Source organism: Spirosoma flavus, assembly GCF_054778555.1.
In genome coordinates this window covers 792,568-816,172 of sequence record NZ_BAAGZL010000004.1, presented here as the reverse complement: position 1 = coordinate 816,172, position 23,605 = coordinate 792,568, and the positions used below count along the sequence as shown (strand labels likewise).

Below are 23,605 nucleotides of genomic sequence, written 5' to 3'. Positions count from 1 at the left end.
AAGAATGAGGCTGACTGATAGCCAAAGCGGTAGCAGAGCCCAGTCAAGGGCTTCGGATTTTGGTTTGCATGAAACGGATTGATTAAGTGAAACAAAAGGGCAGTGACGAAGCTGTCATCAGCTGGTGGCGGATGAAACGCAAGGGCATAAAATCCGCTTGGTAGTAGCCTAGGGGATGGTAGGCTCAGAAAAGAAAGCCCTACAAAGGGTTGCAGCTGTCCAGCATAATATCATGCTGGATTAATTTGAGGGGAAAAGCTGATTTTACAAAGAAGATAAAAATTGTTTCTATTTGACCACCGGGGGACGTCAACTTGCAAAAGAGGGGTAGGGAGTCGTTTTAAACGACCTCCTGTCTCGTCACACATATAATAGTTTAGAATAAGGTTTGTTCTAATAAAATATAAGTGTTAGAGTATAGCTGGTATGAATACATTAAATAGTTTAAGAGATTAACGCCAGAAAAGTGTCCTTCGTTATACCTTTCAACTTAAGTGGGACCATAAAATCATCTGCAAATTTTAAAAACAAATTTATATCATTAAATAGCGATAAACTCGCCTTATAGTAAAAAACAGCATCTTCTATTTTATCTTCTAAAAATGCAATATGACCTGTCAATAAATAGCTAGCTTTAGAGTTATTTATATCGTCTACTTTTGATAGTAAAATTTTTGCGTTATCAATTTCACCTCTTATAATACAGATGTAAATTAGATAAACTATCGTATCATAGTTACTTGGGGCTATAATTAGTGATCTTGTTAAATAAGTATAACTTAGATCAAATTCACCTGTTTCAATGTATAAAAGCCCTAAGTAATTATGAACTGTAGAGCTATCGGGCTTTACATTTAAGGCTTGGTGATAATATATTATGGCACTATTAAACTCTCTTGTATTAAAAAACAAATTCCCTAAGTTCAATAAAGCACTAAAGCTATTTGGCTTAATTTCTAGCGATTTTTTATAGAAAAAAATCGCATCTTCATACAAGTGTAAATACGCATATGAATTACCTAGATTAAGCAGTGTAGGAAAACTATTAGGGTTAATTTCTAAATATTTCTTAAAACCAACTATTGCTGATTCATAATTATTACCATTAAACAAAGCCATATTGTATGAAAATAAAGCTATAGGATCATCTGGCTTGAATTCTAATGCTTTTTTGAAAAAAGCAACAGCATTAGAATAATCATTTTTCTTATTATATGACTTCCCTAAAGCTAACAGTACTTCATATTTATTAGGTACAAATTCTAACAATATTAAGTATTGGTCAATAGCATGATCAAATTCACCAGCATCACATAAGGCTCTTCCCAAATTATATCTTGCTTCAAAGCTATTAGGTTTATAAGCAAGAAATTTATTATAACAGCTTATAGCTTTATTATATTCTGATATTTTCGCAAAAGCATTTCCAAGCTTACCAATAGCTAAAAGATAATCAGGTTTAAAATCTAAAGATTTTTGATAGTATATTATTGCTTTATCATACTCCTTTAAAGCAAAGTAAGAATTACCTATATTTGCACATGACAAATAATCATCATTATTTAGTTCTAATGCTTTTGTATAAAAGTCAATTGCTTGCCTATATTTTCCTTTAAGAAAGCAGTCGTTACCTTTAATATAAAAAGCAGTGTTTGTCCCACCATATTCTATTGCCATATCAATTTCATTTGCAAACGTATATGCTAAAGCAGTTTTTATATTATTGTTTGTTTGTTTAGATCTTTCAGCATATTTAGCCCAAGTATCTTTACTTATTTGTTTAAATATATCTATTGTTTGATTTGCATCAATCGACAATAAATATTCAGCAATGTTTACATATTTCGAAATAAAAGAAGATCGACTAATTACCTGATCAAATGATGAAATTAGCATATTTTCACCCGCTGAATAAGCTGGTGTATATTCTAATAATGTATTATTTAAATAAAAGTCCTTAAAGATGTCATCTAAAAATACAGGATCAATACTACTATCTATGTTTGTTAATAATTCAGAAAAACTAAATCTAAACTTCTCTAACCATTTTTCATACTCTAAGTGGCTACTATCAATTCTAGATAAGATTGGGAAAATATACTTTTTTCTATATCCTAACTTTGTATAGTCAGAATTCAATATTTGATTAATAATATTCTTACAACCTTGAAAATTTTGCTCATTAGCTGCCATTAGAACTACATTAGTATCTGGCAACTGTATATTGCAGATTCCTGAATAGTCTGTAATACCAGTTCTACTATCTATCAAAACATAATCATATTCTCTATTATTTAACCAATTTTTCAGTTGTTCAATATAATTTACACCATCTAATAATTCATAAAATTCATACCAATTAAAATTATTAATTTTAAAAGAAAAATTATCGCTATAATTGCCTGCTGGGATTAAATCAATTTTCCCAAATTCATTTTCAATTATTTCAGATTTATCAAGTGATAATATAGAAGATTCTTCAAAATAGGAGAGGTCGTCTGGCCTAACTTCGGGGTTAGATCTCATTAAAGAAACATAACTCTCCAGCATTTCAATTGTGCCAGGGACAGAAATGCATCTACTATTTTTTTCGAAAAAACTATGGAGGCCTGGAGCTTCAAAATCCCAATCCCAGAGCAATACTTTTTTTAATTTCTTATGGCATAAGTAAGCGGCAATATTTACACATAATTGCGATCTTCCCACACCTCCTTTATACGAGTAGAAACTAATAATCATAAAATTCTAGGTATTGAAGATTGAATTTTATTATCAAGTATTATGCTATTTTTTACCTTGAAATGCTTGTAAAATATTTCCAATAAATGTTTAAAAAAACCATCCTTTGCTGAAATATCATAAGCATATAGACCCATAGGTGTGCTTTGGCTATAATACTCATTTGTTATGAAATACTTTTTTCTTCGTACATTCATGATTCTTTTAGCTTGAAATGGTAAACTTTCGCAATATGGAAAAATTGTCCCCTTTACATCCTTCGTATCTAGTCTCTGAGTAATTAATGCATTATCACTATTTAAAGACAAAAGATCGATAATAGCAAAACTATTTTTTATATTCAGATCGATTTCGACACATTGCTCATTAGATAATGTACCATCTAGGTATAAAGTTATAAACTTGAATCCATGTTTCTCAGAAAATTCAATTAACATTGTGTTAATTGAATTTTCATCAATAAAAGGTTTCCATTTGTTGATATTCGTTTCATCATACCTATCTTTGTTAATTAATTTAAAAAGGGATTTACTAATTTCTTTTTTAACGCCATCTTTAGTTGTGACTATTACAAAACAAAAGATTTTTATTTCGTTTGGCATCTTAGCATTTTCAATTGAAGAAATTAACGCCTGAATTTCTTCAATCTTACTCATTGTAGAATCGATTTTGTTTTTGATTAGATCGCTAGTATCTACTCCAGCGTTTCTCCATTCGGTATATAAATTATCAAGTCTTTCCTCTAATTTTTTTAATTGATTAATATAAATGTCAATCATTTTTATTTACCACTTAAAATATTTTTAATATCTTCTTCGTCTTTATCGATTCTACGTTGAGTTCTCGCAATCATTATTTCGTAAGAACCAATCGATTCTGGTCCTGCTAATCGTCTCTCCGAATAATATTGATCTAAATCAACCATATCTTTTTTCATATTTTTCAAAATTGTCTCTACTAATTTAATTTTAGAAGGAGTTAAATTAAGCGTAGCTGTTAATTCATTTACGAAAGTAGGATTCTCTTCGATTGCTTTCGTAAGTTTGGTTTCTATACTATTAAGTTCATTCTCAGTAACAACTGTTTTGCTCTCGATCTGCTTTATATTTTCGATCTCGCCATCTTCAATAAAAACACTTTTCACCTTTTGCCATAAACTTTTTTCCATTGCTTTATTAGCGAACTTTTCACCGACTGTTTCTGCGGCTTTCTCCCCGGCTTTAATCAGGAAAGGCTTAAGAATCAGCATTGTAGTGCTTACTACATCTATTGAATCTATCATACAGGTTGCTTCTTATTTTCTTTATTTTTAATGGGTGCTTTAAATTACTAAACCTGCTTTAAATTATTATCAAGCTTGTCATATTAATTTTACCCCTGAGACGTATGTCTTGTAGGTTGTCCATTTACTAAGCACATACGGGAGGGGTTTCCACTATTTTGGCAACACGCAAACTTATTGAATATCAGGCTACACTGTTCATTATTCACAGCGTAGAACGGATAGTAACAATGAATGTTCTGGAAGCGAACCAATAGCAGTTGTCAATAAGTATATGATGTAATAGGTGATGTACGTGTTCCGCCACCAGATCAATACCATCAATAGAAAATATTGGTCTATACGTTATTGGTCCTTCACTGTAATAGCAGAAACCTATACTGTTTATTAAGGTTAGTTTTAGCTGTGGCGGAGAACAGTCATTACTGCCAAGTACTATAATAGTTAGGCTAGTAACGGATCAAGCTACAGTCTGTCTATCTCTCTACCCCTTCATACTAACTGTCCGTCCACATGATTTCCTAAGGTGCGTAGACGGACGGACAGGACAAAGCGCAATTACTTCGTCCTGGATATAGCTTATTTGCCTTCTAATTGGTCAGTGCTGGTAACGGAAAAAGGGAATTTAATATGTTTGATATGCCATAGTACGCGTAGTATAGAGTTAAAGTATTGAGAGGTTCGAAGTGGACCGAAACCGATGGTAATAGCTGGGTCAGCTGATGAAAACACACTGACCCAGAATTTTGATTATTCTTACCAAGCCTCTATTTTCAATCTAGGGCTTATACCTGTAGCTTTAGTTAATTCCTCGCGCATAATGTCAGCCACACAGTCTTCGTATCCTTCCAAGGTTACCACACAATCGTGAATAGTAAATATGGGTAATTCCGGATATTGGCGGCTAATACGACTAGCAATTCGATTCAGAAATACTTCGGATTCTATGCCCTGAAGCACAACAGCCAGATCACGGTTAGAACGGGTTTTAAGCTCTCGAAATACATCATATACACGCGGAAACAAAGCCTTGAACAGTTCACGAATGATGACGAAATAGTAGCGGTTATCATAGTTATCAGAATACAAAGCACTGATTATCTGCTTTTTGAATTGCTCTCGATCTGGAACTGGCTTTCCTGTTATATTGCTCCAATACTGGGCTAATGTTTCATAAAGCCGACCAGTCTGAATACAGTCAATGTATCGTTTTCTCCCTTCCCAATACTCTACTAATTTAGTAGGAATCTCTAACATAAGGGAGCCCCGAACCCGCTTTATACCTTCTTCTCTATTTACCATCTTTATATCCTCAAGGCTTAGTTGATCTCTTTGTGCTTTGTGCTGACTTTCTAATTGGACTAGCGTAGGCACTGCCCATACTTTATCCTGTACATCGATGGGCAGATCGTACATTGTTAACCCTATAGCTTCAGCTGAAGACTGTTCATAAAATGCTCCATCGAGTAATAAGATCGCCAAATACAGTTGGGAACTTCTTAAGTCAATGGAAACCAGTGGGTGGCCATTGTAGGTGACAAACTGCCGTAGCTGACTCCATAGGTTGGTAAGTTTACTGTGGAACCGATGTCCAGATTCATCGACGGCAAAGCTAGATTCCGGATCGTTGAAACGTTCAATCATAGCCAGATGGGCATTATAACGATTAATTGCATTGGCTTGCTTCGTGGCGGATTTACCGGAAGCCATTAGCTCAGTCTGATACGTTGCCTCGATATGGGCCAGCGCAACCTCAGTATGTAATACCAAGCCATCAAACCAGTGGACCAGTATTGGGTACATCGCCAAGGCCGTTTGCTTAATCTGCTTTTTCTGCCGCTTATGCTTAACGAGCAACCAGTAGTCCTTATCTTCCCTAATCGTTTCAACAACTGCTTTTGTCCGGTAGTTAGACGTGTATCGGTACCCATAGCATTTTGCACCAGGCTCACAGACAAAATCACATTCCAGAATGCCTACTTCAAGAAGATAACGGATGTATTTTTGATAATGAGTAACGACTTGATTAAGCCGTTTTGATGAGAGCGGCACAAAAGGGAAAGCCTCATGAGCATCTAGTAAATGGTGATCGAAAGCTGATCGCTCTACAATTAAACCCAGAATATATTTGAAACAGCCAATTGTGTGAGGGAACATCGGTTTGTGTTCGATCAGGATATTTTCCAGTTCCAAGTTGTGCGGTAATACGACTCGCATGGAGTCATCAGAATATGTGTGATTAGCCACGGTGAATATTGTTTACTGTTAGCTAGGCCTCCCTGTCAGTAAAGCCTATAACAATAACGAATATCTAACTAATCCGTTCACTTTACATGGCAAAAACATTACAATTATAGGAACTTTTTGGCAATTTGGCACGTTGATTAATTGTAAAACAAAGAAACAAAATGAATAAAAAAACCGACAAGACTGTTCTGAGCCCAGCGCGGATTGAACAAGTCTATGAAGCCATTTTGGTAAAAAAGTATAAGCTAGGCGATATTAACGAGGTTGAAAAAGACCTGACGTCTAGAAATCTCAACTTATGGGGAGGGCAGAACCTGCTCTTAGCAATTCGTCATTCAGACAGTACTTGGTCCCGCTTCAGCCTTGCTGATTACCTATGGATTAAGATTCTTTTAGCAATGAGCGCCTTAAACGTTAATAAGAAGAAGGCTGAGTTGATCAAAAGCTATCTGTTACTATTGCCTCAGCCTGCTGTCATCCCGAATCTATCGAGCAAAGCATTAAATGTCTTGAAAAACGGCGGTGAGACGATCAACCAGCCATTAGCTGTTTTAGCTGGCATTATAGCGGAAAGTATCTGGCATAAACGGGCTACGTATATTCACCTCTATGAAGATACTTGCCTATTTACCGCTACAGAGGGTATAATTCCTTCCCTATTAATCGGTCAGTATCCTGAGTCAGAGACTTACATTCAAATCTCTCTGCAGGACATATTTGCTGATTTTGTCTATAACATGATGAGAATTGAGATGGAAAAAGATCCGGTAGGTATCGGCATATTGACAACTCAGGAAGGAGCACTATTACAAGACCTCGAGCAGAATCAGCTTAGCCATATAGAGGTTACAGCTACTAAGGAAGAAACTTGGGGTATAGACATTAATGACGCCAATAAGGGTCGATTGGCCCACGCATTATCACTATACATGGTCAAGGGCAATTACGAGCACATCACTTATTTGACGGCTAAAGGCGAGAGCTTTACTCTATCAAGAGCAACCAAAGCTCCAATAACGAATTAATATTAAGGTTAAAATGATGATTAGTTTAGCTATATGCCATCGTGTCCTTACCCAGAATGGGTTAGAGATGAGTGATGGTCAAGTAGAGTTACTCCGCCAGATGCTCATGCAACTGGCGGAGGTTGAGTTCCAACAGTTTAAAGTAAACCAACAGAATTACAGTAAACACGATGACAACCAAAGCGATCATCTATACACGGGTCTCCACCGACGACCAAAAGGACAATGGGTTCAGTCTTCAGGACCAGGAAGGGCGACTGCGTAAATACTGCCAGCAAAACGGCATTGAGATTATACGTCACTATCAGGATGACCACTCAGCCAAGAACTTCAATCGGCCTGCTTTCCAGCAATTCTTAGGCGAATTGAAGGCTAAGGCGATCAAGCCCGATCTGTTCCTCTGCGTTCGGCCTGATCGGTTTTCGCGCAACATGATGGAAAGCTGGAATATGCTTCAAACTCTCACATCGTATGGGGTGAAATTTCAAACTTTGGAGAATCATACCGACCTGAACTCACCGGAAGCATTGATTCCGTTTATGCTGAATATGCTGCTACCTCAAGTAGACAACGAGAGACGTAGCTTGAATACAATATCAGGGATGCGGCAAGCGGCACGTGAAGGCCGTTGGATATGGCGGGCTCCGATTGGATACCGGAATGACTCGGCTAACAAAGCCATTGTGGTCAACGAAGCTGTGGCTCCATTGGTAGTGGAGGCATTTGAATTATACGGAATGGGAGTCTATGCAGCCGAAGAAGTACGGCTAATGATGAGAAAGAAGGGGCTGGTTTGCAGCAAGAACAATTTCCTGAACATGTTAGAAAATCCATTCTATACAGGTAAATACGTACTTGAGCCTTGGAAAGACCAACCCGAAGAGATGATACAGGGCAATCATGAACCGTTAATCAGTGACCAGTTATTTGCTACTGTGCAGGATTTACGCCATGGGAAAAAGCGCCAGCAGGTTTCGGTAAGTGCCACGCGTCGGGAAGAATTGGAGCTACGAGGATTTCTCCAATGTAAATGTTGTGGTAGTAAGCTAACAGGCAGCGCTTCGAGAAGTCGGAATGGTGTACGGCATTTTTACTACCATTGTCAACATGGCTGTAAGGAGCGGTTCCGGTCAGATACGGCCAATCAGGACTTCATCAAGTTCCTCAGTGGGATGACACCACCCAAAGAAGTGATCGAGTTATACCAGATGATTCTTCGAGATAGGTTCGGCACTGATATGGCGAAAAAAGAAGTGGAAACAAATAAAATAGAAAGTCAGATCAAGCTACTGGAGCAACGTATTTCAGCATTGACTGATAAGTATGTTGATGGCTATATAGATGGAGACTTGTATGTCCAGAAACATGCGGCTTACAAGACTGAGATAACGCTATTGACAGACTCTTTACGGATGCTGGAATTGCAGGAAGACAGTTTTACAAAGTATCTGGCTTACGGCTGTACTTTACTGAGCAATTTGCCTAAATACTATGAACAATCACCTTTAGCAGTACAACAAAAGATAGTTGGTTCGATATTCCCCGGAAAGCTGATTTATGACGATGGAAAGTATCGAACCACTGAAACAAACTTCTTTATTGAGCTAATGCGCTCATTTCCAGTCGATAATAAAGGCAAAAAAGAAGGGCAGACCATGCTTTTGCATAATCTGCCCACTTGGGCTCCCGAAGCTGGGCTCGAACCAGCGACCCTCTGATTAACAGTCAGATGCTCTAACCGACTGAGCTATTCGGGAGTGTGTCGGTTGATCGTGGGGCAAAAGTAGTGGCTTTTCGGCCATTACACAAATAATCTTGTTAAAAATTTTTGCCCTTACTTACCAATTCAGTGGTAATCAACAACAAAAAACTTATAACGCGTCAGGGCGGTGGCTGGGAACATTCTGCAGAATTAACTCCTTTATCCTCCGCGCGTCAGCTTTTGTGAAATTCTGAATGACTATCTCAGGGCGAGCCCGAGGAATAACTCGTATGGTGGCAAAGAATAAACCATTATCAATTTCTACCCCCGAAATATCGGAATAGAAAACAAAATTGTCTGTCCCTCCAATCAGCTTACGAATGCGAAAAGTAACACCTTTATCGTCGAAAACGACCTCGTCGTAACGAATTGGGTCTTTAAAACTACTACTACGGAATTTCTCTGCCATTGTGTTTGAACCGGTTTCAGAACCAGGATGGTAGCAGGATTCTAAAGATTTTCTTGATATATTGAGTGCGTCAGTACCCTTGTAAAATCTTTAAAATCCTGCTACCATCCTGGTTCAGCCATCTGGTTATTTTTTTGGTATATATATCACTTTCTTCGTTTCAAAAAAGGGCTCGTCGAAATAGTCTGAGAGTTCATAAACGCGGTAACGGTCAGTCACTTCAGCTAGTTCTTCGGCTAGGTCGCCCCCTTTGAGATATAAAACTCCGTTGGGACGGTCGTTGTTGCCAGCTTTATGAATTTTATAACGCACCCATCCTAAAAACGGCTTCAAGCGTGTAACGGCCCGACTCACTACAAAATCGTACGTTGTCTTTAACTGCTCAACCCGAATTTGCTCAGCTTTCACGTTCGTTAACCCTAACGCATCCGTCACTTCCTGCACTACCTTTATTTTCTTACCAATACTGTCGACTAGATGAAAATCGACTAATGGAAATAGTATGGCTAGTGGTATACCCGGAAAACCGCCCCCCGTTCCTACGTCCAGAATTTCGGTACCGGGTTTAAACGAAACGATTTTAGCGATACCCAGCGAATGCAGAATGTGCTTCTCGTACAAGGCATCGATATCTTGCCTAGAAATAACGTTAATTTTTGCGTTCCAATCGCGATAAATTCCATCCAGAGCGGCAAAACGTTCTTTCTGAAGTGGCGTTAAATCCGGGAAATATTTTAAAATGAGATCAATATCCATATTTTAGAAAACCACCTGACGAAAAGCTATACTATTCTATAGCCTTTGCATTTCTATATATCGTTCTATCGCCAATAAATCCGCTTTTTCGGGCGAGTAATAAGTGTTTTCAGCGATGCCAGCCCGTAATACATTGCCAGCATTACGTCCATAAATGGCATAAATGCCCAATGAACCGTATGCGCCAATCGATAACTGATACGTCCGACAATACCCCAGAATGCAAGAAGTCGAAAAGCAAACGCGCCTGCGCTTATTTGCAAAAGTAGCCATTCGTTCGGGGAGAATGCAACGGCCTTCAGTTTGTGATATAGAAAGACCCCACTAATGGCGAGTGCGAACATCCATGACAGTACATGTGACCCCACCAAAATAGCTAGCCGAAACTTATTTCCTGATTTGTAATACCGCCCTACGTGTAGATGGCGCTGTTTCTGCCGACGCCATTCAGACCACGTGTTCTTCGGCTCCGACCACACAAACGTATCAGGATGTATACAAACAGCCGTGTTACGTCCGGTTGCGACTTCGTTTATAAACAGGTCGTCATCACCACCCGTTACGTTCATGTGCGAGTAAAAGCCTTTGTTCGCAAAAAAAAGGCTTGTTCGGTAAGACAAATTTCGCCCCACTCCCATGTATGGTCGGCCTGCCAATGCCAGTGAAAAATATTGGACCGCCGTAAACAACGTTTCGGAACGAATGAGCAGATTCAATAATCCCGGTTGGTAGTAATAAGGAGAATACCCTAACGTAATAGCTTTTTCACTGTGCCCTAGAGGATTAACCATTCCAGCTAACCAATGGGTGGTTTCCGGGCGGCAGTCGGCGTCAGTTAGGAGCACAATGGGGTTGGCTGTTTTTTTAAGGGCAATGGTCAGCGCGTATTTTTTGGGCGTGATGTGCTCGTGCTCTTTGTCGATACGAATATGGCGAACGTAGCGCAACTGCGACACAACACTATCGAGGTACTGCTGTGTACCATCCGACGAGCGGTCGTCCATCACCAATACGTCAAAATTCGGGTATTCCTGCGCGTCCAGCAGAGGCAACAACTCTTTTAAATTTTCCAGCTCGTTGCGAGCGCATACCACAATCGTCACACCTAACGTAGCACCGGGCACCAACGTAGCGTTTTCAATGTCGAAGTCAGTAATCTCCGACTGTCGGTAGAAAGCCGTTCGGGAATAAATAAAAAGGATATAAACAAGCTGAATACTGACTGCAAGTAGCCAGAGGATCAGTAATGTAGTGATCACAAAGCGTAAACGTTTACTCGCTAATGCGCTGATTTTGATTCAAGCGGCAAAGATAGGCGGCATGTGGTATTGGGCAAGGGGCTACGGGCGAATTGCCCATATCAATTCATAATCCACTCCCTTTACGTCCACCCTCGCCCCCTAACCTTATGCCCTTTGCCCCCTGCCACTTATCTTTGTAGTATGACATTTTCGATTACTGCCCACGATTCGCAGTCGAAAGCCCGAACAGGTGTACTGACGACTGATCATGGGACGATTCAAACGCCAATCTTTATGCCCGTTGGCACGGCAGGAACGGTGAAAGCCGTCCACCAACGCGAACTCGAAACCGACATTGCGGCCGAAATTATTCTGGGAAACACGTATCATCTCTATCTGCGACCGGGACTCGACGTGCTACGTCAGGCGGGTGGTTTGCATGCGTTCAATGGCTGGAAACGGCCTATTCTGACGGATTCGGGTGGTTATCAGGTCTATTCTTTGTCAGATACGCGTAAGATCAAAGAAGAAGGCGTTACGTTCAAATCGCACATCGACGGCTCAAAACATACCTTCACGCCTGAGGGTGTCATGGATATTCAGCGGATTATCGGTGCCGATATTATTATGGCGTTCGATGAATGCACGCCTTACCCCTGCGAATACGGATACGCTCGCCAGTCGATGGAAATGACACACCGCTGGCTCGACCGCTGTATCCGCCGTTTTGATGAAACTGAAGGGCATTACGGTTATCAGCAAACGCTTTTTCCGATTGTTCAGGGTAGCACATACGCCGATTTACGCCGACAATCGGCCGAATACATCGCCAGCAAAGAACGGGAAGGCAATGCCATTGGCGGACTGGCAGTAGGTGAGCCAGCCGAAGAAATGTATATCACTATCGAGCTGGTTAACGGAATTCTGCCTATCGATAAACCTCGTTATCTGATGGGTGTTGGCACTCCAGCTAATATCCTGGAAGCTATCGCCTTGGGTGTCGATATGTTCGACTGCGTGATGCCCACACGTAATGCGCGGCATGGCATTCTGTTTACGACGGAAGGGGTTATCAACATAAAAAATGAAAAGTGGAGTCGCGATTTTAGCCCAATCGACGCGAATCTAGGCGGTTATGCCAGTACGTTCTACTCAAAATCATATCTCCGCCATCTGTTTAAGGCTGAGGAATTACTTGGCGCTCAGGTAGCTAGTCTGCACAACTTAACGTTTTATCTGTGGCTTGTCCGCCAGGCTCGTATGCACATAGAAATGGGCGATTTTCGGTCGTGGAAGGACAGAATGGTAGGCCCCTTAATGCAACGACTATAAACGTAACGAAAAGCCGCTAGTGATTAACTGAGAAGTTATAAAGCCATACAGTTGTAAAGGTATAGTGTTGATTTTTCGTGTAGTAAAACTTTATAGCAGTACAAGCTTATATTTCCATGAATTTCTTTTCCCTTCCGCACATCCGTGTGGCAATAGTCTTATGATTTTTTAGATACTTTTTGACCTCACTTCCGTCTTAGGATAAGTTCTGATTGTCGTAAACTGTCTCATTGACCAGTTATAGGACGTAACTTATTTAAGGAGAAGTGCTTGCTCGATTAACGTACCTGATTTTCATCTTTGGCTGGTTTATTGGCGTTTCTGCTCTCGCGCAGGCGGTGCAGCATTTAACCGATGAGCAGGTACAGCAATTTTTGCAACAGGTCAAATCATCGGGCATGAGCGAGGCTCAAATTGAATCGCTAGCTCTGTCGCGCGGCTTCACACCTGCCGACATCAGTCGTATGCGCGAGCGAATGAATCAGGTAGAATTATCCAGAAATCAATCTGCTCAATCAGCCGAAACCAACGTAACACGAACACAGCCCCCTACGCCAACACCACCTGAAAGCGCTACGTTACCAGCAACACAAACCAAACCAGCGGTTTTTGGCGCTACGTTGTTTACCAATACAAATCTCTCATTCGAACCCAATCTACGCATTGCTACTCCCCGCCACTACGTTATTGGCCCTGACGATGAGCTCATTATCGACGTGTTTGGTAACGCTCAGCAAACGTATCGCCCGAAAGTAAGCCCGGAAGGCAGCATCCGTATCGAAAATCTGAGCCCCGTTTACGTGAATGGGTTAACCATTGAACAGGCTGAGCAACGTATCGTTAACCGGCTACGAACGATTTTTCAGGGATTGAATACGGCAGGAAGCGGGATACGTGCTCAACTGACGCTGGGCAGTGTTCGAAGTATCCATGTTACGTTGCTGGGGCAGGTAGTTCGGCCAGGAACGTACACGCTATCGTCGCTGGCTACGGTTTTTAATGCCCTCTATGCCGCTGGTGGCCCCGATGCCACCCGAGGGTCGTTTCGTAACATTCGCGTTTACCGAAGTAATCGACTTATCCGAACGATAGATTGTTACGATTTTCTGCTTCGAGCCGATCAGAAAGCCAACATTCGCCTGCTCGATCAGGACGTTATTTTCATCGATCATTACCACACCCGAATCGAGCTGACCGGCCAGGTGAAACAACCCGGGGTTTACGAAATTCGCCCGAATGAAACGCTAGGTAACGTACTGAATTTCGCTGGTGGATTTGCCGAACAGGCCTATTCGGCATCCATCACACTTTACCGAAACACCCCCAATGAACAACAGATCGTTACCGTTTCCGAGAGTGAAATTACTACGTTTATTCCCAAAGCAGGAGACCGCTACGTTGTTAGTTCTATTCTTGACCGGATCGAAAATAGGGTGACCATTCGGGGGGCCGTGTTTAGACCGGGAGAATTTTCATTAGAGAAAAATCGGACGCTGAAAGCCTTGATTAAGAATGCTGAAGGACTTCGCGAAGACGCGTTCCTGAATCGGGCGATCATCCACCGATTACGCCCAAACCTAGACCCCGAACTGATGTCGGTGGATATCGGGAAAGTACTACGTAGTGAAATTCCCGACGTAGTGCTTCAGCGCGAAGATGTCGTGCAAGTCAGTACGTTCGGCGAGCTGCGTCAGCAACGTATTGTTTCTATTCAGGGCGCTGTTAACCAGCCCGGTACGTTCAATTTTGCCGATAGTATGACCGTCGCTGAGCTAGTTGTGCTGGCGGGCGGCTTTTCGGATGGCGCGATTTCATCGAGAATGGAAATTGCTCGTCGCGTTCAGGATGATACGTCGGGATTGGCAAACGGGCAGAGCGTTCAGCTTTTCGCGTTTGCGATTGATCGAAATCTACGTTTAAATCCGGCCGATGCCCAACTAACGCTCCGTCCTTTCGATCAGGTTTTTGTGCGAACGTCGCCCCGATATGAGCCTCAGAAAAGCGTTGTGGTATTGGGTGAAGTGAACTATCCGGGGGCGTATGCCATTCGCACCTCCACCGATCATGTTACGGATTTACTCGCTCGCGCAGGAGGCTTAAAATCAGAAGCATATCTACCAGCAGCCCGCTTTCAGCGACGACAGGAAGCCATCTCCATTAATCTAGAAAAATTAATGAACAACCCCGAGGTTTCGGGTAATTTACTGCTGCACGATGGCGATACGTTAATTATTCCCCAACGACCTGATATTGTTCGAATACGGGGCGAAGTTCTTAACCCGGCCACAGTTGATTTCGAAGCGAAGAAGTCATTTCGTGCCTATCTAAACGAAGCAGGCGGATTTACGAAAAAAGCGATTCGCCGGAAAACATATGCCATTTTAGCCAACGGCAAAATTCAGCCGAGTCAATCTTTTTTAGGATTTCATCGTTTTCCAAAACCCGAACGAGGTATGGAAATTGTCGTTCCAGCGCAACCACCCACCGACCAGAACCGGCTTGCACCTACCGAGCGAGCCGCCTTATTGACAGTGATTGGATCAGGATTAGCCGTCATTCTGACTGCCGTACGACTTTTTACAAATTAACTCAATGATAGCGCCACCCACTTACCCAACACAGCCAAAGTTCTGGCTAGACTTGTCGGCGGAAAATATTTTCCGAACGGCCTGGCAGGGTCGGATCCGGCTGGTAAAAACTACAGCTTTTTTTGGCTTAATGGGGATAATTATGGCCTTATTGACTCAACCCGAATTTACGGCGGAGGCCCGGATTATGCCGGAAATGAATGGTGGTTCGAGCGATATGGTAAAACGATTGGCTTCGGTGGCAGGTTTCGCCGGGCTGGACTTGTCGGATGCCGACGACGTTGATGCCGTGCGTCCGGACTTATACCCGAACGTATTACAAAGTTCGCCGTTTGGCCTTTACCTGCTCAACCAACCCGTAATGACGCAGGAAAATCAACCAACTACAGTAGCTAAGTTATTAACGTATCACACTAATTGGCCATTTATGAACTGGTTCAGTGATGAGGGACGTACTGATAGTCGATTACCTACCCAAGTAGCTGGAAAACCCGTCCAATTGACCAGACAGCAACAAGATTTACTGGACGACATTAGTCAGCGGATAGGTGCTAAACTCGATACACGATCGGGAATTATTACCATCACGGCCCAGATGCCCGATGCGAACGTAGCGGCTAACGTAGCGCAATTAGCTATGACGTACCTAACGAACTACGTAACAAGCTACCGAACCGAAAAAGCCCGGCAGGATTTACAGTTTTATACGCAACGGCTTCGGGAAGCGCGTCGACGTTATCAGACCGCTCAATACGTTGCATTTCAATACAATGACCAGCACAAATACTACGTAGTACAGGCTGCCACCATAGAAAAACAACGTATTGAATCGGAATTGACGATTGCACAAACGGTTTACACGGAATTATCGAGGCAGTTTGAGCAGGCCAAGTTGAAAGTACAGGAGCGTACACCCGTCTTTAAAGTACTTGAACCGCCCAAAGTTCCCCTTAAACGGACTTCGCCTAAACGTACTGTATTGGTGCTGGTTTACACAGGAATCGGTTTATCTGTCGGATTAGCTAGTTTAATGATGCAGCAGGCAGGTATCTTGCCCAAATTGCGTGCTACAATTCAATCCTCATCAACCTAAACACATCTATGTTCGACGCACTTATCACAAAGAAAAAACAGGTTGCGGTTATTGGATTAGGCTACGTTGGCTTACCGGTTGCGCTGGCCTTTGCCCGGCAGTTTCGGGTAATTGGCTACGACATTAACCCCGATCGCGTTGCTATGTTACAACGTGGCGAAGACCCGTCGAGGGAGATGAACTACGCTGATTTTGAGAATACTGACATTCGGTTTACGGATAACGCCGATGACCTGAAAGCAGCGCATTTCTTTGTGATAGCGGTTCCTACGCCTGTTGATGAGTACAAGGTTCCTGACCTAAAACCACTCCAGCGGGCTTCCGAAGCTGTTGGCCGAGCCCTAAAATCAGGCGATTATGTCGTCTATGAATCAACAGTTTATCCGGGCTGTACCGAAGATGATTGCCTGCCCATTCTGCAACAAACGTCGGGCCTTAGACTGGGGCACGATTTCAAAATCGGCTACTCACCTGAACGTATCAACCCTGGCGACAAGGAGCGAAAACTTGCTGATATTCTGAAGATTGTGTCTGGTAATAATCAGGAAGCCTGTCTGGAAATTGCGCAGGTGTACGGAGCTATTATCCGGGCGGGTGTGTATGAAGCGCCATCCATTAAAGTGGCTGAGGCCGCCAAAGTAATTGAGAATGTACAGCGCGATCTGAATATTTCGCTCATGAACGAGCTGTCCATTATTTTCGACAAAATGGGGATCGATACGCACGAAGTGCTGAAAGCGGCTCGCACGAAGTGGAATTTTCTGCCATTTACACCCGGCCTAGTGGGCGGTCACTGCATTGGTATCGACCCGTATTACCTACTTTATAAAGCGCGTCAACTTGGCTACGACCCGCAGGTGATTCATTCGGGCCGACGTATTAACGACGGCGTACCAGCCTATATCGTGACCCGATTGCTCCAGATGCTCATCCGGCAAAACAAAGACCCACGTCAGAGCAAAGTCCTGGTTATGGGCCTGACGTTCAAAGAGAACGTATCTGACATCCGAAATTCGAAGGTAGTCGAATTAGTGCGTGAATTGATGATATACGCCATCAACGTGCACTTGGTCGACCCGCGCGCGTCGCCGAACGAGGTAGCCCATGAATACCGGATGACGCTTATGGATTCACCATCTACCCATTACGACGCCATTATTGTAGCCGTGGGACATGAAGAGTATCGGGCGTTAAACGTAGCATACCTTAAATCGTTGATGAACGATAACCCTATATTATTAGATATCAAGGGATTGTACAACGTATCACTTAATGAAGGAATTGACTACTGGCGGATGTAAACCGTAACGTAATGAAAGTTGGGATAATAGGCAGTAAACTTTTCGATTCGCTGGAATACAATCTGGCCGATTCATTATGTGCACTGGGCCACGAGGTTCGGACACTCGACGTAACCGATGCTACCCTATTGCCAACAAAAATTACGTATTGGGCATCCCGATTTATCGAATCGTATGAACGGTCTATTGCCCTGACCCTCGCCCGAAAGATGAGTGCGTGGAAACCTAACGTAGTGGTGGTCGTTTATCGAAATCTGCATCCCGTATTGGTCTCTGAAATGAGAAAAAAACTTCCTGACGTAGTGATTGTACAAGTGAATCCCGATGCGCTTTCGAACCTGGAAAAACAACAGATTCTAGCGGCTGATTTCAATTGCTATTTCTCAAAAGAACCGTATATCGCTCAGTTCATGCGTGATAAGGCAGGTTTGAACGCCCATTATCTGCCCGAAGGCTTCAACCCACGCATACACAAAAAACCCGCTGTTGATAAAGCCGAAGCAGAGCGGACAACCAATATCGATGTGCTGGTATTTGGTAGTTTGTACGCTTACCGGGCGCGCATGATCGAACAGTTGATACGCGCGGGATTGAACGTAGCTGTTTTCGGAACTGCAGGACCATATATCAGCCCACCCGTAAAGTCGGCTTTTCGAAAGCAATACCTTACTGGTGAAGCGAAGAACCAACTGCTTTTTGGCGCGCGTTGTCGTCAATACGTTCCATTACGCCGAAGTTACGTCGGTCAATCAGAAGTATTTTGAGATAAACGGGATCGGCGGTTTTCAACTCTCCGATTACAAGCCAACCCTGGATGAATACTCCGCTGTAGCTAGCGAATCTATCAGTTATCGAACTATGAGTGAGGCTGTTGACAAAATCCGTTACTATCTCGCCCACCCTTCCAAACGTCATGAAATCGCTGCCAGACAATACCAGCACTTTCAACAACACCACACGTTCGATACGCGGATATTGGACATGCTACGTATCATTCAATAGCCATTTCCCGACGTAGTATAATGAAGTACGGCAGTCTTTTGCTGAAATCGCGCTATCATCCCCTCACCATTCTGATGAGTGGGCAGGCAGTAGTGGCGCTGGCTAACATAGCATACGGCAAACTTACGGCCCTCTATATTCCGCCAGCCGAATGGGGAAATTATAGCCTCATGATGACGCTCGTGCTTCTGTTGCATGGTTTTATTATTACGCCCACAATTCAATCGTTCAAAGCCGCAGTGGCAGGCCCCTCCCCTGGCACTGTCATTTCTGTTTATAGCCTCGTACTGATGCTAATTTATGCGGTTTCACTATTGGCTGCTGGACTTGTAGCCAGCTTTCAGTATAACGGTTGGTTATGGATAACGGCCTGGCTTTCTGCTGTTGGTCAGGGATTTTACAACTTTAGTAATGACTATCTGAACATAACGGGCCGCTACCGGGTGTATTCAAAACTAATCTTGTTATACGCGCTTAGCAACCTAGTTCTGTTCGGTATTATTGTCGTTGGTTTCGACCATTCTACGATGCTGGGGCTATTTTTAAACCTGGCTTTACTGAACATAACATTGGCAGTGGTGTCGCTAAGGAAAGCGATGCAGATGGGCGCTACGTTTCGATTTCAACGATTTTCGGACTTGTACTCGCCCGATTTATTACGTCAATATTGCCGTTACGTCTGGCCATTAATGAGTCTGTCTGTTTGGAATTGGCTTATTAATTATGCTGACCGTCAGTTGATTCGACACTATATGACCGCTACCGATGTGGGCCAGTATACCATGGGCTACAGCCTCGGATCGAAATTCCTGCTGCTGGTAGCTCCACTGATTGTTTTCCTGTCCCCTATCATTTTTGGATTTAAGTCGGACGGACAACCTGCCGAACATGTCAATCAGTTTCTTCTACCTTATCTTAAACAGTACATATTGATAGCCAGCTTTTTATGTCTGCTATTTTGGTTGTTGTATCCGCGAGTTGGCCTTACGTTTCTTTCGTCGGCTTATGAGCCTGCGTTTAAAGTCGGGCCCATTGTGGCAGTTGGCTATCTGTTTCTGACCTGCATTCAGGTATTGGAAATCAAATGGTATGCTTACGGACAAACACGGTTCATCCTTTGGCATACCATGATTGGAGCCGTCGTCAACGTAGCACTGAATGTGATGTTAATTCCTCATTTAGGTATCGTTGGTGCAGCAGTGGCTACGTTGCTGGGGTTCGCTGTGCAGTTCCTGGTCGTGTTAAACCTGTTTTTCCGGAAGACGTAGCATGAAGCGGATAGCGGGTTGTCTTATGGTTCTGCTTACCCTGGTTTCAGTTGAGGGCGCTACGTGGTGGGAAGCCGCTGCTATCGGGTTTTCAGCACACAGCCTTCTTACTTTTCTTCAACGTATTGGCGAGCGGTTTGCCTTACCCGAATGCATTGGTTTTATTGCCGCCCTGGAAATTCTGCTCATTCCTGCCATTACGTACTGGGTGTTTCCGGTATCGATGCCCATCGAATCGAATGCCTATTTCCGCTACGCCCTACCAGCCTACGTAGCATTTGTCGTTGGCCTCAATTGGTCGCAACCCGCTTCGACTACGCGCCCGCACTACGTATACATTCAGGCAGTTACTACGTATTTACAAGACAAACAGCAAGCCAGTCTTATACTATTTTTTATTGGGTTAGGGGGATTCGCTGTTAAAATGATTGTTCCAGCAGCCCCTACGTTTGTTGGCCTGCTGCCCTCCCACTGCTTATTTATCAGCCTTTTGTACGCTTATTATTCCAGAAGTCCTTTATTTCTGTTTATAAGTGCAGTTGCTCTGCTTGTTGTGAGCACTTACACCATCCAGCAAGGCATGTTTGGCGATCTATTTTTGTGGACCATTCTCATTACGTTGCTGGTTACAGCCGGTATTCAGTACCGAATAAATGCCCGGCAAAAAGCTGTTTTTGTGGCGCTGGCGTTTGTTACATTACTCGTTATTCAGTCTATCAAAGTTGAATATCGCCTGAATACGTGGGGTCATCAACGTAGTGAACGAAGCGGGAATGCCGGTTTGATGGGCGAGCTCATTACTGATCGGTTGGCAAATCCAGAGAAAGTTTTAAATATTCAGCATCTTTTCAGCGCTTTTATCCGGTTCAATCAAGGCTTGCTCATTGGTAGCGCAATGGCGAAAGTGCCTGTACATGAGAATTTTGCAAATGGCGAAGTGTTGTTATCATTCCTTTTTCCGCTAGTGCCGCGATTTATCTGGACGGATAAACCACAGACCGGGGGCTATGAGAACATCCGACGTTTTACCAGCCTGCCGCAGAACGAAAACACCAGCATGAATCTATCGCCATTGGGCGAAGGGTACGTCAATTTCGGATTCGGAGGCATTCTTTTTTCGCTGATGTGGGGTAGACTGCTTGGCTACGTCTTCCAATTCCTGATTCGCCTTTCTGAAAAAATTCCATCCGTTATTCTCTGGATACCAGCCCTGTTTTTCGGCTGCCTGACCATGGAAACCGACATTCTATCGGTCTGGGGTAGCCTGTTGAATGTCAGCATGTTTATTTCATTTCTTTATTGGTCGCTTCGGCAACTAAACATTCTCCTGTAAATGCTTATAAAGTATTTGCTGCGGAGTTGCGGCACGGGTCATAGCATAGAAACAGTTTTTGATACACTTCGAAGTGGACTGGCTAACCACACGGATGTTACTACGTCGATAATTCGAATGCCTCACATCAGCAAAGGGTTTCGGTCTATTTGGAAAAATCTTCGTTTCGCGGCCCGACAGCAACATAACGGATTATTTCACATAACCGGCGACATCCACTACGTTGCCCTAGCTTTGCCCGGTAACCGCACTATCCTAACTATTCACGACTGTATTCTTCTCCAGAAAAATCGTCTGTTCCCCCTTCGATACGCCTTTTTCTGGCTGTTTTGGTATTACGCACCTATCCGCCGGGCAAGCGTCGTTACGACCATTTCTGAAAAATCCCGAATGGAGCTCCTGCGATTGGTCGGACGTAGTGCCGAAAAAATTCGAGTCATTCCTAATGCCGTCCACCCCGCTTTCACGTATCAGCAACACACCTTTTGCACAACGCAACCCACTCTCTTACAGATCGGTACAGCTTCCCACAAAAACGTACTTCGCCTGATTGACGCTCTGGAAAATCAGTCTGCAAAATTAATTTTGGTCGGTCCCCTATCTGATACCATTACCAAACGGCTTCTTCTCCGTCATATACCTCACGAGCATTACCAAAACCTGAATCAGGAAGAAATTGTGCGTTTGTATCAACGTTGTGATATGGTCTGTTTTGTTTCGCTTTACGAAGGTTTCGGGATGCCTATCCTTGAAGCTCAGGCTGTTGGAAGACCCGTTTTAGCTAGTCATATCAGTCCACTAACAGCAATCGGCGGATCAGGGGCCTGCTACGTCGACCCGACCGACGTAACGGCAATTCGGGCGGGCATCGAGCGCATCTGCCAAGATGAAACGTATCGAAACAATTTGATTCAGGCCGGCCGGGAGAACGTAGCAAATTTTACTAGTGAATCTGTCGCAGCAGAATACAAAGCTCTATACGGCAGTTTGTTATAGTTAAAAATGGGGAAGCCTACTTTACTGATTTTCGTCGAATATTTTTTACCCGGCTATAAATGGGGTGGCCCCATTCAGTCGGTGGCGAATCTCATTGGCATTCTGCATCCTTATTACGACATTTCCGTAGTTACCCGCGATCGGGATTTTCTGGACACAGAAGCCTATCCAACCATTGTCAGCAATAAGTGGCTGGATGGAGAAAGTTACCGAATTATGTACTGTTCGCCCGATAAGCTCACGTTACGTTTAGTGTATACGTTAGGGCAATCGTCGGCCTTCGATTTTGTGTACGCAAATAGCCTGTTCGGAAAACTTACGCACGCTTTGTTATTACTTTCCGGCCTAACTGGTCGACGTATTATTATCGCCCCGCGTGGAGAGTTACAGCCGGGGGCATTACGTTTGAAATATTACAAGAAATACCCGTTTGTGCGAATCATAAAGGCAATCTCGCGCGGGCAAATTACCTGGCACGCGACAAATGAAGTCGAGCAAAAATCGATTCGCAACCTTTTTCCAGCTTCGCGGATAGGCGTAGCGCCGGTCGTGCTGGCTCCCGATACACCCAGGCAATTACAACCGCGCTCAACGTATCAGAAGCAGACGGGAGTAGCAAAATTGGTTTTCATAGCGCGGCTTACGCCCGTGAAAGGACTGTTATTTCTGTTCGACGTACTGGCGTCCATTCGTGAACTCTCTATCGAATTGGACATTTTCGGCCCCGTTGATGATGAAGCATACTGGCGGACTTGTCAGAACGCCTTGGCAAAGCTCACGCCCAACTGTTCTGTAACATATCGAGGTGTGCTGGCGCACAAGGAGGTCAATACTACGTTAAGAAACTACGATTTTTTTATTCTTCCAACGCATAGCGAAAGCTTTGGCCACGCCATTTTTGAAGCGTTATCTGTGGGGGTTCCCGTCATCATCAGTGACCAAACGCCCTGGCAACAATTAGTCTCCCGGCAAGCTGGCTGGGATATTCCTCTCCAAAAACAACATTGGTTTTCCGTACTGAAGCAAGCTGTCGCAATGGGCAATGACGTCTATACTACGCTTTCAGAGGGTGCCCGCTCAATCGTTGAAAAGTACGTTAATGAGCAACAATTAGGCGAAAAATATCGGATGCTATTCTCCTGATGCCGTTGCTCAATTTCTTTATTGAGCTGAATGGTAATTTATTACTTAAAAAAAATTCTCCGCTTTGCCGAGATTCACGGCTGGCTAA

19 protein-coding genes and 1 tRNA gene are annotated in these 23,605 nt (G+C 43.2%); 12 read left to right on the top strand and 8 right to left on the bottom strand.

Annotated elements, in window-relative coordinates:
• Positions 1 to 444: 444 nt before the first annotated feature.
• From ACYVF1_RS23650 to ACYVF1_RS23635, 4 genes are all read right to left on the bottom strand, one after another.
• Positions 445 to 2,739 carry a tetratricopeptide repeat protein gene (locus ACYVF1_RS23650; protein ID WP_461083528.1) on the bottom strand — a complete coding sequence of 765 codons (2,295 nt, stop codon included), beginning with the start codon at positions 2,737 to 2,739 and terminating at the stop codon, positions 445 to 447.
• Positions 2,736 to 3,518 carry a hypothetical protein gene (locus ACYVF1_RS23645; protein WP_461083526.1) on the bottom strand — a complete coding sequence of 261 codons (783 nt, stop codon included), beginning with the start codon at positions 3,516 to 3,518 and terminating at the stop codon, positions 2,736 to 2,738. The genes ACYVF1_RS23650 and ACYVF1_RS23645 overlap by 4 nt, the downstream gene beginning before the upstream one ends.
• A 2-nt stretch (positions 3,519 to 3,520) precedes the next feature.
• Entirely contained in the window at positions 3,521 to 4,021 is a 501-nt protein-coding gene (locus tag ACYVF1_RS23640; protein ID WP_461083524.1) for a hypothetical protein, read from the bottom strand.
• 756 nt (positions 4,022 to 4,777) lie between these two features.
• Positions 4,778 to 6,268: a hypothetical protein gene (locus tag ACYVF1_RS23635; RefSeq protein WP_461083522.1), complete on the bottom strand. Its 1,491-nt coding sequence runs from the start codon at positions 6,266 to 6,268 to the stop codon at positions 4,778 to 4,780.
• A 161-nt stretch (positions 6,269 to 6,429) separates the two neighbouring features.
• On the opposite strand from ACYVF1_RS23635, the gene ACYVF1_RS23630 reads away from it, so the two are divergent.
• Complete coding sequence (locus tag ACYVF1_RS23630) at positions 6,430 to 7,293, top strand: hypothetical protein (protein ID WP_461083520.1); 864 nt, start codon at positions 6,430 to 6,432, stop codon at positions 7,291 to 7,293.
• Between the two features lie 170 nt (positions 7,294 to 7,463).
• Positions 7,464 to 9,011, top strand: coding sequence for a recombinase family protein (locus ACYVF1_RS23625; RefSeq protein WP_461083518.1), 1,548 nt, complete (start codon positions 7,464 to 7,466; stop codon positions 9,009 to 9,011).
• Here the strand turns inward: ACYVF1_RS23625 and ACYVF1_RS23620 are convergent.
• From ACYVF1_RS23620 to ACYVF1_RS23605, 4 genes are all read right to left on the bottom strand, one after another.
• Positions 8,977 to 9,050, bottom strand: a tRNA-Asn gene (locus ACYVF1_RS23620). The genes ACYVF1_RS23625 and ACYVF1_RS23620 overlap by 35 nt on opposite strands.
• 114 nt (positions 9,051 to 9,164) lie before the next feature.
• Positions 9,165 to 9,464 carry a hypothetical protein gene (locus tag ACYVF1_RS23615; RefSeq protein WP_461083516.1) on the bottom strand — a complete coding sequence of 100 codons (300 nt, stop codon included), beginning with the start codon at positions 9,462 to 9,464 and terminating at the stop codon, positions 9,165 to 9,167.
• 126 nt (positions 9,465 to 9,590) lie between these two features.
• On the bottom strand, positions 9,591 to 10,220 hold the full coding sequence (gene rsmG / locus ACYVF1_RS23610) for a 16S rRNA (guanine(527)-N(7))-methyltransferase RsmG (protein WP_461083514.1): 630 nt from the start codon (positions 10,218 to 10,220) through the stop codon (positions 9,591 to 9,593).
• Between the two features lie 65 nt (positions 10,221 to 10,285).
• Complete coding sequence (locus ACYVF1_RS23605; protein WP_461083512.1) at positions 10,286 to 11,479, bottom strand: glycosyltransferase; 1,194 nt, start codon at positions 11,477 to 11,479, stop codon at positions 10,286 to 10,288.
• Between the two features lie 183 nt (positions 11,480 to 11,662).
• On the opposite strand from ACYVF1_RS23605, the gene tgt reads away from it, so the two are divergent.
• The 10 genes from tgt to ACYVF1_RS23555 all read left to right on the top strand — a co-directional run bounded on the left by tgt (position 11,663) and on the right by ACYVF1_RS23555 (position 23,517).
• Positions 11,663 to 12,793: a tRNA guanosine(34) transglycosylase Tgt gene (gene tgt, locus ACYVF1_RS23600; RefSeq protein ID WP_461083510.1), complete on the top strand. Its 1,131-nt coding sequence runs from the start codon at positions 11,663 to 11,665 to the stop codon at positions 12,791 to 12,793.
• Between the two features lie 266 nt (positions 12,794 to 13,059).
• Positions 13,060 to 15,381 carry a polysaccharide biosynthesis/export family protein gene (locus ACYVF1_RS23595; protein ID WP_461083508.1) on the top strand — a complete coding sequence of 774 codons (2,322 nt, stop codon included), beginning with the start codon at positions 13,060 to 13,062 and terminating at the stop codon, positions 15,379 to 15,381.
• 4 nt (positions 15,382 to 15,385) lie between these two features.
• Positions 15,386 to 16,474, top strand: a complete 1,089-nt coding sequence (locus ACYVF1_RS23590) for a lipopolysaccharide biosynthesis protein (protein WP_461083506.1) — start codon at positions 15,386 to 15,388, stop codon at positions 16,472 to 16,474.
• Positions 16,475 to 16,482: 8 nt separating this feature from the next.
• Positions 16,483 to 17,775, top strand: coding sequence for a nucleotide sugar dehydrogenase (locus ACYVF1_RS23585; RefSeq protein WP_461083504.1), 1,293 nt, complete (start codon positions 16,483 to 16,485; stop codon positions 17,773 to 17,775).
• 11 nt (positions 17,776 to 17,786) lie between these two features.
• On the top strand, positions 17,787 to 18,539 hold the full coding sequence (locus ACYVF1_RS23580; RefSeq protein ID WP_461083502.1) for a CgeB family protein: 753 nt from the start codon (positions 17,787 to 17,789) through the stop codon (positions 18,537 to 18,539).
• Positions 18,448 to 18,777: a glycosyltransferase family protein gene (locus ACYVF1_RS23575; RefSeq protein ID WP_461083500.1), complete on the top strand. Its 330-nt coding sequence runs from the start codon at positions 18,448 to 18,450 to the stop codon at positions 18,775 to 18,777. Before ACYVF1_RS23580 ends, ACYVF1_RS23575 begins: the two co-directional genes overlap by 92 nt.
• A 20-nt stretch (positions 18,778 to 18,797) precedes the next feature.
• Entirely contained in the window at positions 18,798 to 20,045 is a 1,248-nt protein-coding gene (locus tag ACYVF1_RS23570; protein WP_461083498.1) for a lipopolysaccharide biosynthesis protein, read from the top strand.
• A 25-nt stretch (positions 20,046 to 20,070) separates the two neighbouring features.
• Positions 20,071 to 21,378: a hypothetical protein gene (locus ACYVF1_RS23565; protein WP_461083496.1), complete on the top strand. Its 1,308-nt coding sequence runs from the start codon at positions 20,071 to 20,073 to the stop codon at positions 21,376 to 21,378.
• Positions 21,379 to 22,374 (top strand): glycosyltransferase family 4 protein, encoded by a 996-nt coding sequence (locus ACYVF1_RS23560; RefSeq protein ID WP_461083494.1) that lies wholly within the window; start codon positions 21,379 to 21,381, stop codon positions 22,372 to 22,374.
• A gap of 6 nt (positions 22,375 to 22,380) precedes the next feature.
• Positions 22,381 to 23,517 (top strand): glycosyltransferase, encoded by a 1,137-nt coding sequence (locus ACYVF1_RS23555; protein WP_461083492.1) that lies wholly within the window; start codon positions 22,381 to 22,383, stop codon positions 23,515 to 23,517.
• Positions 23,518 to 23,605 lie beyond the last annotated feature (88 nt).